Annotated in this window: 14 protein-coding genes; 10 read left to right on the plus strand and 4 right to left on the minus strand. The window is 59.0% G+C overall.

From position 1 onward, the window contains the following. Positions 1-354: 354 nt before the first annotated feature. Positions 355-1590, plus strand: a complete 1236-nt coding sequence (locus ABX749_RS06345; protein ID WP_372895233.1) for a PQQ-binding-like beta-propeller repeat protein — start codon at positions 355-357, stop codon at positions 1588-1590. A gap of 160 nt (positions 1591-1750) precedes the next feature. On the opposite strand, the gene ABX749_RS06350 is transcribed toward ABX749_RS06345, so the two are convergent. The 3 genes from ABX749_RS06350 to ABX749_RS06360 are packed head-to-tail and all read right to left on the minus strand — an operon-like array spanning position 1751 to position 4649. Beyond that, entirely contained in the window at positions 1751-2194 is a 444-nt protein-coding gene (locus tag ABX749_RS06350) for a hypothetical protein (protein WP_372895234.1), read from the minus strand. After that, positions 2191-3579: a TIGR01777 family oxidoreductase gene (locus tag ABX749_RS06355; protein WP_372895235.1), complete on the minus strand. Its 1389-nt coding sequence runs from the start codon at positions 3577-3579 to the stop codon at positions 2191-2193. Before ABX749_RS06355 ends, ABX749_RS06350 begins: the two co-directional genes overlap by 4 nt. After that, a complete protein-coding gene (locus ABX749_RS06360) occupies positions 3576-4649 on the minus strand; it encodes a sigma-70 family RNA polymerase sigma factor (protein WP_145217265.1) in 1074 nt (357 codons plus the stop codon). Before ABX749_RS06360 ends, ABX749_RS06355 begins: the two co-directional genes overlap by 4 nt. A gap of 269 nt (positions 4650-4918) precedes the next feature. Here ABX749_RS06360 and ABX749_RS06365 point away from each other — a divergent pair, with 269 nt between their 5' ends. From ABX749_RS06365 to ABX749_RS06385, 5 genes are all read left to right on the plus strand, one after another. Further along, positions 4919-5821 (plus strand): helix-turn-helix domain-containing protein, encoded by a 903-nt coding sequence (locus ABX749_RS06365; protein WP_372895236.1) that lies wholly within the window; start codon positions 4919-4921, stop codon positions 5819-5821. 164 nt (positions 5822-5985) lie between these two features. Continuing rightward, on the plus strand, positions 5986-6810 hold the full coding sequence (locus ABX749_RS06370) for an alpha/beta hydrolase (protein WP_372895237.1): 825 nt from the start codon (positions 5986-5988) through the stop codon (positions 6808-6810). A 30-nt stretch (positions 6811-6840) separates the two neighbouring features. Beyond that, on the plus strand, positions 6841-7257 hold the full coding sequence (locus tag ABX749_RS06375) for a PleD family two-component system response regulator (protein WP_095739134.1): 417 nt from the start codon (positions 6841-6843) through the stop codon (positions 7255-7257). Continuing rightward, positions 7254-7679, plus strand: a complete 426-nt coding sequence (locus ABX749_RS06380) for a DUF423 domain-containing protein (protein ID WP_372895238.1) — start codon at positions 7254-7256, stop codon at positions 7677-7679. The genes ABX749_RS06375 and ABX749_RS06380 overlap by 4 nt, the downstream gene beginning before the upstream one ends. A 469-nt stretch (positions 7680-8148) precedes the next feature. After that, positions 8149-9420 (plus strand): hypothetical protein, encoded by a 1272-nt coding sequence (locus ABX749_RS06385; protein WP_372895239.1) that lies wholly within the window; start codon positions 8149-8151, stop codon positions 9418-9420. A gap of 88 nt (positions 9421-9508) precedes the next feature. Here the strand turns inward: ABX749_RS06385 and ABX749_RS06390 are convergent, their stop codons facing one another. Beyond that, positions 9509-10018 carry a PleD family two-component system response regulator gene (locus tag ABX749_RS06390; protein ID WP_372895240.1) on the minus strand — a complete coding sequence of 170 codons (510 nt, stop codon included), beginning with the start codon at positions 10016-10018 and terminating at the stop codon, positions 9509-9511. 461 nt (positions 10019-10479) lie between these two features. On the opposite strand from ABX749_RS06390, the gene ABX749_RS06395 reads away from it, so the two are divergent. The 4 genes from ABX749_RS06395 to ABX749_RS06410 all read left to right on the plus strand — a co-directional run bounded on the left by ABX749_RS06395 (position 10480) and on the right by ABX749_RS06410 (position 12887). Then, a complete protein-coding gene (locus ABX749_RS06395) occupies positions 10480-11046 on the plus strand; it encodes a type 1 glutamine amidotransferase domain-containing protein (RefSeq protein ID WP_372895241.1) in 567 nt (188 codons plus the stop codon). Positions 11047-11469: 423 nt separating this feature from the next. Beyond that, positions 11470-11952 (plus strand): pyridoxamine 5'-phosphate oxidase family protein, encoded by a 483-nt coding sequence (locus tag ABX749_RS06400; RefSeq protein WP_372895242.1) that lies wholly within the window; start codon positions 11470-11472, stop codon positions 11950-11952. Positions 11953-12045: 93 nt separating this feature from the next. Next, a complete protein-coding gene (locus ABX749_RS06405; RefSeq protein ID WP_372895243.1) occupies positions 12046-12687 on the plus strand; it encodes a hypothetical protein in 642 nt (213 codons plus the stop codon). Positions 12688-12719: 32 nt separating this feature from the next. Continuing rightward, on the plus strand, positions 12720-12887 hold the full coding sequence (locus ABX749_RS06410; protein WP_372895244.1) for a zinc ribbon domain-containing protein: 168 nt from the start codon (positions 12720-12722) through the stop codon (positions 12885-12887). Positions 12888-12922: the final 35 nt, after the last annotated feature.

The following is a 12922-nucleotide window of genomic DNA, read 5'->3' on the forward strand; positions in this document are numbered from 1 at the left end:
CTGGACACCAACACGCGCTGGTGTGCAGGCTTCAGCCGCCCGTCTTGCTGCTCCGCAGCGCGAGAGGATGCGCCTCAAGACTGGACACCAACACGCGCTGGTGTGCAGGCTTTAGCCGCCCGTCTTGCTGCTTCGCAGCGCGTGGGGATGCGCCTGAAGGCTGGACACCAACACGCGCTGGTGTGCAGGCTTCAGCCGCCCGTCTTGCTGCTTCGCAGCGCGTGAGGATGCGCCTCAAGGCTGGACGCCAACACGCAGGCGATCTCTCCGCACAGACCGCAGCTGACACTCGGGGGTAGCCGGCGCACTACTGTGCGTCAGTTCTTCCTTCGCCCCCTCTCGATTCGTGCCATCATGAAATTCTCCCGCCTCTTGGCCTGTCTCTTGGTCTGCTGTTCTTACCCGATTGCCGCTGCCGACCCGGGCGATTGGAGCCAGTGGCGTGGCGAGAATCGCGACGGCCAACTGACGACCGGCGAGCTGCCCGAAAAACTGCAGGGCAACCTGACGCTGGCTTGGGAAAAACCGCATGCCCCCAGCTACAGCGGACCGGTCGTGTTTGACGGCATGCTGTACACGACCGAGACGGTCGACAAGACGTTTGAGAAAGTCACCGCGTACCATCTCAGCGACGGCAGCGTTGCCTGGACCGCCCAGTGGGAAGGGTCGATGGCCGTCCCGTTTTTCGCGGCCTCCAACGGAGACTGGATTCGCGCCACGCCGGCCTGCAGCGCCGACGGTTTGGTCGTTGTCGGAATGCGCGACGTGATCGTCTGCCTGGATCCGAAAACCGGTGCTGAAACGTGGCGGGTCGATTGCCCAAAAGCGATGGGAACGCCGCTGCCGATGTTCGGTGCAAATTGCTCGCCGCTGATCGACGGTGATGCGGTTTACATGCAAACCGGTGGCGCCACGGTCAAGCTTTCGATGAACGACGGATCGGTGATTTGGCAAACGTTGGAAAACGCCACCTCCAGCTCGCCCGGTGCGTTCTCCAGCCCGATCATCGCAACGATCGCCGGCAAGCGGCAGCTACTGGTGCAAACCCGCCTCGAACTGTGTGGCGTGGACTTGGAAACCGGCCAGCCGCTCTGGAAGCAGCCGATCCAAGCGTTTCGCGGAATGAATATCCTGACGCCACTGCCGATCGGCGATCGCGTCTTCACGTCCGCCCACAGCGGCACCGCTCAGCTATTTGAAATCTCTCGCGACAGCGACAAGTGGACGGTCCGGGAGGTCTGGAACCAGAAGCAACAGGCCTACATGTCATCGCCCGTGCTGGTCGATGGGCGGATCTACATGCATCTGAAGAACGAACGGATGACGGCGTTGGACACTCAAACAGGCGAAGCGACCTTCACCACCAGACCGATCGGCAAGTACGCCAGCTTGATCACCGATGGAAATCGCATCCTCGCGTTGACCGAGCGCGGCAAGTTGATGCTGCTCGACGGCTCCACACCGGACTACAAACTGATCGACGAGATGGACGTGGCACAGAATTCCTGGGCTCATGTCGCAGTGGCTGGTGACGACGTGGTCGTCCGCGACCTGGGAAAACTGAAGGTCTTTCGGATCGAAAGACCTTGAGGGGCGCCCGGACGCTGGCGCGAACCGGCTGATGTCAAGTGATGACCAGCCGTTTGGCGCGAGCCTACGGGCCCTCCGCCGGTCCCAACCTTGTCGCTCGCGCCCTACCGCTAAAAGATGCCTTACAGCGTTGCGCGGTAGGACTTACGCGTCGAGCCGCCTACGCCATCAGCTTGTTGGCGAAGTACGCGAGCAACAGACCTCGGGCGGTCCACAGAATCGTTCGGATCCAGTTGCTGCCGACGAGCAGTTGATAGTCCGCCTGGGTGAAACCGTTTTGCGTCAGCCGGTTGTGACACGGCACCTGGACCAGCGCGGTCGACAGCCAGATTGCCACCACGGCGATAAACGCCGCCACCAAAACCCAGCGTGGAATTCCGGCGGGCACAAAAGCGAGCAACATCCCTGCCGTCGCGATCTCGACCAACATGGGTAGCCCGACGATCGGAGTGATCAGAGTTGAATGATCCGTTTCGTACCTCGCAAACTCCGCTTCGCCCACACGGTCGAACAGTTTGTAATGCACGACCTGGACCATCCAGATCAATCCGACCATGTACCAGGTTGCGACCAGATTGATCAGAAAGATCACGTTCACCTTCATTCGATCGACTCCAATCGATTCACCCCCAAGTGATAACGCAACGCCTCGTCGGCCTGGCTGAAGCGAAATTCATATCCGGTCTTTTGCAGCACCGACGGGATCACGCGCGTGCTGGACAGCAGCAGCGCGTCAGCCATTTCGCCGAGCGCAAGACGTAGAGCGAACGCCGGGGCAGGAACCAGCGCCGGACGCGAGATCACTCGCCCGAGCGTTTTGGCAAACTCGCGATTGGTCAGCGGATTGGGTGCGGTGACATTGAACGGACCGGAAACGCGATCGTCGCAAATTGCGTGGTAGATGGAACCGATCACATCGTCGATCGAAACCCAACTCCACCATTGACGTCCGCTGCCCAAGGCCCCGCCGAACAATTTGGCCGGGGTCAACATTTTTTCGAGCGCCCCGCCGCCCGGGTCCAGCACGACACCCAGCCGCGCGTTGGCGACGCGAATGCCTGCTTGTTCGGCTGGCCGACAGGCTTGTTCCCATTCCAACGCGACGTCTGCCAAAAAGCTCTCGCCTGGAGCACTCGATTCGGACAGCACCTCGTCCCCGCGATCTCCATAGATGCCGATCGCAGAGGCGCATAGAAAGACTTTGGGCGGGTCCGCCAGCCCGGCCAAGGCTTCGGCCAAACGACTTGTCAAATCGACTCGACTGTCACGAATCGCCTGCTTGACCGAATCGGTCCAGCGCCGGTCCGCGATCGACTTTCCGGCTAAATGCACGACGGCATCCACGCCGGAAAGCTTGGCCGCCTGCTCGGGCGAATCCCAAGGAGCGATCGCAGCTTGACCGTCTTCGATGCGATCGATGGAACGTTCCAACCGGATCACGTGGTGGCCGAGCAGTGTCAACAACGCGCACAGCTTTCGCCCCACCAGCCCAGACGAACCCGAGACGGCGATCTTCATCGGTGACGCTTGGTACTTCGCCGCCAATTCCAAGTCGTCGCGGGTGACGCGGTGGCGGTAGGCGAACATCGTCTCCAATTCTTTGCGGGCCAAGGTCGCGCCGAACATTCTGCCGAGCGATCCGAGCGGCAATTGATACGTGATCGAATCGCGAAGCACACAGCCGTCGGAGGATGCTGCGTCGAACAAGTGGCGATGTTCCCAGTGGGCGAAAGGCCCCGAGCGTTGGACGTCGACAAAGCAGTGGGGGGGATCGTATTCGGTGTGCTGCGCGACCCATCGCATCGACAGCGGGCCGGACTTCAGCCGCAACACCACCACGCTGTTCGGCTTCAGGCTGCGATCGGACGATTCAATCGATACCTTTTTCCAGGGCGGGATCAAACGATCGAGGGCGCCGCGTCGTTCGTGATAGGCGAAGGCCTGCTCCGCGTCGACCGGCAGCGTCGTTGAAGCCAAATAGGTTTTCACTGAGTCTCCAGTTCCGCAAGGTTGACGTCGCCTGCCATCGCACGCAATTTATCCATGGCCCGTCGTTCGAGCTGGCGGACGCGTTCCTTGGAAACACCAAGGCGGTTGGCGAGCGACTGCAGTGTATGAACTTTGCGGTGCGCCCCGAGCGAAAAACGGGCGCGGATGATAAATTTCTCGCGGCGATCCAATTCGTTCAGCATCACGCTCAAACGACTCCTCAGCTCGTGCCAGCGTTTTTCGCTGATCGCCGACTCGCGACCTTCATCGGTCAAATCCAGATCCATGTCCTGCAGCCCGCCCACCGTCTTCTGGCGTTCTTGCTGTTTCACAACGACGGTGCGATAGGAATTGCGGCGGATGACCTGCGTCGCGTAGGTGCTGAATCGAAACCCGCGGTCGAAGTCAAACTTCTCCACCGCGCGGATCAGCGCGACAATTCCGTCACTGAGCAAGTCATCGAAACTGTTGTTCGGGTTGACGAATTTTTTCACGATCGAAAAGACGAGCCGCAAGTTTGCCTCGACGATTCGGTCGCGATGCCACGAGGCCAACGCGATCAAACGGTCGATCAACTCCAATCGGACCCGCGACGGCCGCGCTGGATTCAACAGGCTGCGATGCACCGCGGCCTGTTGCAACAGGTAATTCATCCGCTGAAACAGCATTTGCTCCTGTTCCGGGGTCAACAGCGGGGCCTCGCAAAGGCGCCCCAGGTGGATCGGCATGTCGATCCCGCTGCGTCGGATCGCCGCGATGCCCAGCTCCGCTTTGCGGGGGGCAAGATTCAACGGCTCGGCGAACAGTTGTTTGCCCAGGTCGGTATCGCCGAACTCGGGATTGGAAATGAAATCGATCTCTTCACGCAGCCGACGCTTGGTGCGGCTCTTGAGTTCTTCGCTCGTCAGTTCGCCGATCGGGGCGACCATTCCATCGGCTTCGCGATGAGCATCGTTCAATTCGTCCAGGTTCAACCAAGCCGGCGGACGTGCACGGAGTTTGGACGCATCCGATTTGGGTGCGGTTTTCTTCGTGTCAGTCGTGGGAGCGGGGGCGAGCTTGGTAGCCATGGCTTGATCCTTGGGGCGGTTTCTAGAACGGAATTTCGTTCAAAACGTTCATCACGGTATATCGGTAGATTCGTGCAACAACAATGCCCGGATGCATAAAATGGAGAAATAAGTTCCAAATCCGCTGCAGAAACGCCGAAAACACGAAAGTTTTGCGATTCCACGGTTGGCGAGGTGGAGGTTTTCGCTACGATTCAAAAACGTCCACCCTGGACGCTTTTCAGCCAAAACGTCCACGTTTGCCTGATTCAACGCCCCGGACCTTGCCTGTGACCGACTCGCTGCCCCAATTCTCTCCGAAACAGATCGCCAGCTCGCTGCATGTCAGCGAGTCGTCGGTCAAGCGTTGGTGCGACCAGGGTGCGATCCCGACCATCCGGACGGTCGGCGGCCACCGCCGGATCACCCTTTCGGGCCTGCGTGAGTTCCTCCAGTCGACCGAGCGAACGATCGTTGACACGAAAGCGCTGGGGATCGACGGCAGCGACCTTGAGATCGCGTCAAAGCCGACGGCCCGCCGTACCGCGGTGCGTGGAGCCGGCACCGAGCCGACGCAGCAGGAGTTCCGTGCGGCTTTGGCCGACGGCGACGAGCGTCACTGCATGCGATTGCTGGAGCAGCGGATCGCGTTGGGGTGGTCCCGTGCTGAAGCGGCCGAGGACCTGATCACCGACGCGATGCGAGGGCTCGGTGACGCGTGGGACTGCGGCGAGCTGGAGGTCTATCAAGAACGCCGCAGCTGCACGATCTGCACGCGGCTGATCTACAACCTTCGCGAGGGGCTCGCGAACCTGCCTGCAGAGGCGCCGATTGCGATCGGTGCGGCGCCGGAGTCGGACCCCTATCAGCTACCGACCGCGTTGGTGGAGCTGGCGCTGCGGGAAAGCGGCTGGAACGCGGTCAATTTGGGCAACGACTTGCCGCTGATTTCGTTGATGCAGGCGGTCCAGGATTACCAGCCCAAAATGGTTTGGTTGAGCGTCACAGCGGTTGACGATCCGGCCCGTTTTGTGCGTGAGCAGAACCAGCTTGCCGACTCGCTGGGCGATCGGGTGAGCTTGATCGTGGGGGGGCGTGCGTTGGACGATCAACTGCGTCCGAAGCTGCGTTACGCGGCGCACTGCGACAGCCTTCGGCACCTGATCGAGCTGGCGGAGATTCTGAAGCGTTAGTTTTGAAAGCGTTTCTAATTTTGTCTTTTTGCGACTGGCTTTGTTCGCTTCAGCGTTGACACATCGTCCGCGCTGTCCCTACGTTTGTAGCGAGCCGTCAGCAGCGTGTTGATGCTTTTTCACTTGCTGAGTCCCGGTTTGCTATGAACCGTTTTGATGCGACCATGATTTGGAATTCCGTTAGCGATCACGTTGCCGACGGAAAGGACAACGCCCCGCACCCCGTCGACGCACTCGATGCCGAAGAGTTGTCGGTAGAACACGACGGCGAGGCACCGAGCAGTTGGTCCGCGGCGATCCGCGCCCAGACCTTTTTTGTGCCGCTGCATTACGAAGCGAACTACCGTTACCCGTTGATCGTCTGGCTGCACAGCGACGGCTTCAACGAGAACCAAGTTTGTCACGTGATGCCCCACGTCAGCTCGCGGAACTACTTGGCCACCGGCCTTCGCGCCCCGATGGCGTCCGACGCGTCGGGTCACCGGTTTTGGTGGAGCAACTCGGCGGCAGCCTTAGAATCGGCAGAGCGAAGTGTGCTCGCCGCGATCGACCGTGCCGCAGATCAATACAGCATTCATGCCGAACGCATCGTGTTGGCGGGGTACCAAAGCGGTGGTACGATGGCGACGCGGATCGCGATGCGTCACCCCGAACTGTTTGCCGCCGCGGTCTCACTCGGCGGCGCGTTCAATCTGCCCGCCCATCCCGAGTTGGACCGGCAGCGGTTGAAGGAACGACGATTGCCGATGCTGTGGCAGCGATCCATCGAAAGCGAGTTCTACGACGAGACGCGCTTGGTTTCCGAAATTCAAGCCGCCAGCTCAATCGGAGCACAACTGGAAATTCGCCAGTATCGCAACGACGACGAAATGAATACCGTCGTTTTGTCGGATCTGGACCGATGGGTCATGAATCATGTGGTGAGCGGTGCTCCAGTTGCTAAACTAAGCCATTGGGATACAAGTCCGACTTCGTTCTCGGACAACTAAACTTCCAGTTTCACCTCCAGGTTCCACTGTATGGCCGACGAAGACTCTGACGATCTCCCCGAAGTGGTTCAAAGCGATCGCGGTGCCAAGATTTTGATCGTCGACGACGATGTCGAAATCATCGAGTCGGTGCGTTATGCGTTGGAAGACGCCGGGTACGAAGTCGTCGTTGCCCGCGACGGAAACCAAGGCTTGGCGTTGGCCGAACGCGAATCCCCGGACCTGATCATCTTGGACATGATGATGCCCAAACGCAGCGGGTTCCTGGTGCTCGAGAAGCTGCGGCGGATGTCCGAAACCATGGTGCCGGTGATCATGATCACCGGCAATGAAGGCAGCCGACACAAAGCCTACGCCGAACTGCTGGGCGTCAGCGAATACATTCGCAAGCCCTTCCAAATGGACAAGCTTCTGCGCGCCGTTGACACCCAACTGACTTCGGCATGAACCCGCCCCACCGATTCCTGCTCGTTGCCGCCGCGATCGCCGGCGCCACGGGTGTCTCCCTGGGTGCCTTCGCGGCCCACGGGCTGGAGGGGTTGCTGCAGTCCCAAGGGCTGGAGCCCGAACTGATCGCAAAACGTGTGGGGCAATTCGAAACCGGATCGAGGTACCACCTCGTGCATGCCGTTGCCCTCTTAGCCCTGGCGGCCTGTGGCTCCAACGCGTCCTCGCTGATCGTAAAATCCGGTTACTTGTTCCTGGCCGGCATCGTGCTGTTCAGCGGCAGCCTGTACCTGCTGGTGTTGACCGAAACGCCTTGGATGGGGGCGATCACGCCGCTGGGAGGCGTTGCTTGGATCGTCGCTTGGATCTTGCTCGCGTTCGCGACCCCTAAGCGGCCGGATGAGTCCACCACGCCTGCGTAACCGAGACATCACGCAACGCACTTCGCTGAGGCAATGTCCCTCGCTGACGCAGCTAACCTGAAGGGATTCTGACTCCATCGACGTCCCCAGGCCTGGTCGCCAATCCGACAGGATGCTCGACAGTCGTTCGGCCTAGTCACGTGTCGCATGCCGGCCGTGAATCTGCTTCGACGGATCGCAGCGCGAACCCGCGGAATTTTCGCACCCTGTCATCCGTGGGTTCGCGCCGCCATCGCTGGGGAATCTTTTGGGCACGGTCTTTGCATCACCGGCAGGTGATCAACTACCGCGTGCTTATTCGAATTGGAGATTGCCAGCGCCCTCCGAACCAGCGCCACCCAATACAAAGCCTCCTCGCCATGCCGGCCTTGCCATCTCGGCATCATGGTCTCCCGCGATTGGATCTGCACGACTAAACCCGCACGAAAAGCAACCAACGTGTTGCCACCCAAAGCCACCGAGTCGTTCCATGAGACATCAACGAAACCTTCTTTACTTCGCCGCTTACATTGTTCTGTCGATGGCGGCACTGATGACCGTCAAGGCGGAGCAACCATTGCAAACCGCCCCGGCGGTGCCTGACGGAGCGGCCCAAGAGATCAGCGACTGGGCCCTGGCAGGAGTGATTTGGAGCGATGCCAGTCTCGCCAAAAAGCTGGCCATCGAGGCCGCCAAACGTAGCGAGTCGAACGAACAGAAAAAACAACTGCAAGCCATCGCCGAGCAGTCAAATCAAGTGATTGCCGAGTTGGAAGCGTTTGGTTGGACACAAGTCAAACGCTCCGCCAACTCGACCGTTGACCGCGATTCCGAACGTGCGCTGCCCGATCCGAAAACAGTCGGTGCCGCCCTGGCAAAATCGATTGATCGCCCCAAGCGTGATCAGAATGCCCGCCCGTCCAACGACGACAAGGCATCCGAACGCGCATCGTCGTCACGCCGTTCGTCACAAGCACGAACCGCTGCCGACGCCAAAGGGATCAAACGGCTCGACACCGAAACTCCGGCCGGTGTAGACGATCCGGGGCTAGATGACGAACGAACCGCCGACAGACCGCGATTGGATATCGATCAGTACCGTGTAGACGACTACATCGACGAGACACAACGTGAGGCCGGCAATTTGGCCGACGCAATCGAAGACGGGACGGAAGCTGCGATCGCTGCCGCCGCGGGACGTCGTGCCGTCAGCGGCCCCGTCGCCGGACGAATCAGCCTGCGCGAGGCCCAAACACGATCGGCAACCTTGCCCTATTCGAAAGACTCAATCTACGATCGCGATGATTATGATCCCGATGCGGACTACAACATCGACAATCCGCTCGGTACGGAATTCACTAACCCGGAAAGCGTCGATTTGGGTGACGGTGATGATGACATCGACAGAGACAATCCGGCAATAGTCATTGACGGCGAAGATGAACTGACCGCCGCGCTGCAACGCGAGAATCGCTCCACAGCTGACTCCACAGCCCAATCGGCACAAACCACTGTTGATGCAGAAGTCACTGTCGATCTAGATCGCTATACCAGCGATCGCTCGGGCCATCTTCAAGATGCAAATTGGGTGCAGTTTCACTTGAACGCCAACCAAGCGACGTGGTCCCGCTTCACTACGCGGGACAACCTCGTCGAGCGAACCGGTGATGCGGTCACGAAGCTGAAAGCCGACGCCGCGGCTGCCCTGCACGCGACCGACAACCCCAAGCTGGCGAGCATCCTGATGAAGATCGTCGAGTAATTCAGCTGGTGAACATTGCAGTCAACTCACCTCGTCTCGGGTGGCCATCATCACCAAACCCGCCCGAGGCGAGTTGACGGCAAACCGGCTATCGAGGCCGCTTGCCTCTGGCGACAGTCTTGATCAGCCGTCGAAGTGTCGGTGAGATCACTCCCTCGCCGCACGGAATGGAATCCGAGTCTGCGACGCTGATTTGCTCCAGACACTTTTTCCCTGCGATTAAATCGAGGATGACCGAAAGAGTCGTCTCCCTGTCGAGCGGCTTTTGAAGCAATCCATCGCCACCCATCCTGCTCACGACGTTGAATGTCTGGCCATCGAGCAGGCTGGTCATCACCAGCACGGGCAGTTTCCGAATCCGCCCGTTGTCGGATTGACGAACCTTCTCAAGAAGTTCCAGTCCGCACAACAACGGCATCTCCAGGTCGGTCACCAGCAGATCGGGCGGATGGTTTTGAATCGATTCCCATGCTTCTAACCCGTTTTCGGCAAGCACGCAATCGAAACCGCAACCGTCGAGCCATTTTCCTACCTTTGCTCGCGACGATCGCACATCATCCGCAATCACACATCGTTTGGGGAGGGCAACGTCCGTCATCACAGGCTGAAGCAGAAAGGGAGTGAATGCGGGTTCTACTGTGATTTTGATTGGGTTTTAAGAGTGCAACGAGAGTGCAACTCTCGTGCCCTTGGCGAACCGGCCTGCCGGGCATCTCCAGCGAATCGATGCCATCTCCATAGCAGTCTTAACAGCAACGCACCTCGTCCACCACTCAAGCGGGACGGTTTGTCCTAACAGACTCTGTTCCTGACACACTCTTTTCGCGGCACATCGTTCTTCGCCGTCAACCGCCGCGTTCGGTGAGTGAGACGAATGCTGTTCGAGAATGCCTCGCACTGGTCACTGATCGACCGGCGATACCGGGCCGAGCCCACCGGTTGTGGTGACGGCAATGGAAAGCCGCCTTTGGCATGGAAACTGCAACGTCAGTATCCGCAACACTAATGATGTCCCAACCGTTTTAACGCAAACCATGACGTTCCGTTCCGGAGAACAACATGAGCAAACAATCGCTCAAACAAAAACGAATCGCATTTCTCGCAACCGACGGCTTCGAGCAAGTGGAGCTGACCAAGCCCTGGGAAGCGCTCAAAAACGCCGGCGCCGAGGTGGTGTTGGTGTCACCAAAGTCCGGTGAAATCCAGGGCGTGAATCATGACGAAAAGGCAGACACGTTTCCAGTCGATCAGTCGGTCCACTCGGCATCCGCCGAACAGTTCGACGGACTGGTGTTGCCCGGTGGTGTTTTTAATCCAGACGCGCTGCGGATGTGCGAAGATTCCGTCAGTTTTGTGCGAGACTTTTTTAAACAACACAAGCCGGTCGCCGCCATCTGCCACGGGCCTTGGACGCTGATCGAAGCCGACGTCGTCCGAGGACGCAAGGTAACGTCGTGGCCGAGTCTGAAGACTGATTTGATCAACGCCGGAGCCGAATGGGTCGACGAAGAATGCGTTTGCGATCAGGGATTGGTGACCAGCCGGAACCCCGATGACCTGCCAGCGTTCTGTGACAAGGCGATTGAAGAATTCGCCGAAGGTCGCCATGCCGAGCAAACGACATAAACGCGTTTTGCAACTGCTCCGCATACCCAACAGGCAACGCCGTGAAGCATTTATTAGCGGCAGGGCGCGAGCCCTCCGGTGTTTCGGGAACGATGGGGGACCGGCGGGCCTGCGTCCTGCCGCTAACACCTCATTTTTTAGCGGTAGGCCGCGAGCCCTCCGGTGTTTCGGGAACGATGAGGGACCGGAAGGATTGCGCCCTGCCGCTAACACCTCATTTTTTAGCGGTAGGGCGCGAGCCCTCCGGTGTTTCAGGAACGATGAGGGACCGGAGGGTTTGCGCCCTGCCGCTAACACCTCGTCAAACGCGGGGAGTCAATGCTTCACAGCGTTGCCCAACAGGGTCGCCGGCGGCCGATCAGCCGACGGCGTTCCTAACAAGCTGGCGATTCAGTGACCAAGCACTCAACAAGGACTAGGACCATGAACACTCATAAAAAACTGATCGACTTACTCAAAGACTTCGACACAGCGATGCTCGTCACCCGCAGCGTCGACGGTTCGATCAACGCCCGTCCGATGGCGGTCGCGCAGGTGGAATCAGACGGTCAAATCTGGTTTGTGACCGAACGCGACTCCGGCAAAGTTTCCGACGTGGCTCTTGATTCAGAAGTTGCCGTGACCATGCAAGCGTCAAATCAATTCGTGTCGATCTCCGGAACTGCACATCCGAGCGATGACCAAGCGAAGCTGGACGAACTCTGGAGCGAAGGCTGGAAGGTTTGGTTTCCCGACGGCAAGTCCAGTGAAAAGATTTTATTGCTGCGGATCGAACCGTCACGGGGCGAATACTGGGACCACTCCGGTTTGACCGGTGTGAAGTATTTGCTGAAAGCCGGCACCGCCTATTTGCAAGGCGAACGTCCCGCGACAGACGCCGAAACCAACGCCTCTGTTTCGATGTAAACCGGCGCGTGCTGTGATGGAGACAGGGCCGGATACCGGACCCCCATCAACAGCACCGCGCTTTTCACTCCCCCTAAAAAGACCGAGAGAACCATGCGACTCGCTGCCTCCCTACTAACGATGATGTTCGTCACAATTGCAATCGCCGATGACGGGTTGTTTGACGACAATGACAACACAACCGCGGCGGGCGACGTTCTCGAAGCCCGCGGCGAACTGGCCACCGGCCTCGGCAAAGGTGCCTATCTAAAATCTCTGTCAGCCGAACAGTTGCAAGAAGCTATTTCGCTACGCCTCAAAAATCGCGAAGAGCGGGTTGAGCAGTACTATGAACTGCGAGATCTACGGGACGCGGAAATCGCGGAGGAACACAAGCCGCTATCGGAAGAGAAGCGTCGTGAAATCGGCAAACGGATGGCCCCAGACCGATTGAAAGAAAACCAGATCGATCGACAGTCCGGCGAACTCTACTGGCCTCGGCCCCTGGACCATGACGCCCTTGAACCTTACCGCAAACCGATCGAAGAGACGTTTGCGAAGCGTTCCAGCCCCGGTGAAACGTATCGGCGAATGGATTACGCCAAAGTCCACCGGATGGTCAACCTGATCCACGAAGCGGTGGATTCGATCAAAGACCAACTGGATCCCCAAGAGTTCACCGCTTTAAAAAGCTATCTCCGTCAAATCGATTATGAAGCCAGGTTCAACGGCTCCGACGAGAGGATCGACTACTGATGAACACTGACAAATCCGCTTCGCCGTTGAACATGACTCCCTGTCCGCGCTGCGGCATTGATGTCCACGACCGCGCGGTCGCATGCCCCAACTGTGGCACGAAAATTTACGTGAATTCGCCCGCCGACATCACGCCGACCAGGCACCCGCCTGGTTCATCCAACGACCGCTCTGTTCAAAACCGACCGGATGGTCGCTAGGACGGTGTGACACCTCAGGGAGTGTTTCCCCACAA

Source organism: Stieleria sp. (assembly GCF_041595215.1).
In the GTDB taxonomy this organism is placed as follows: domain Bacteria; phylum Planctomycetota; class Planctomycetia; order Pirellulales; family Pirellulaceae; genus Stieleria; species Stieleria magnilauensis.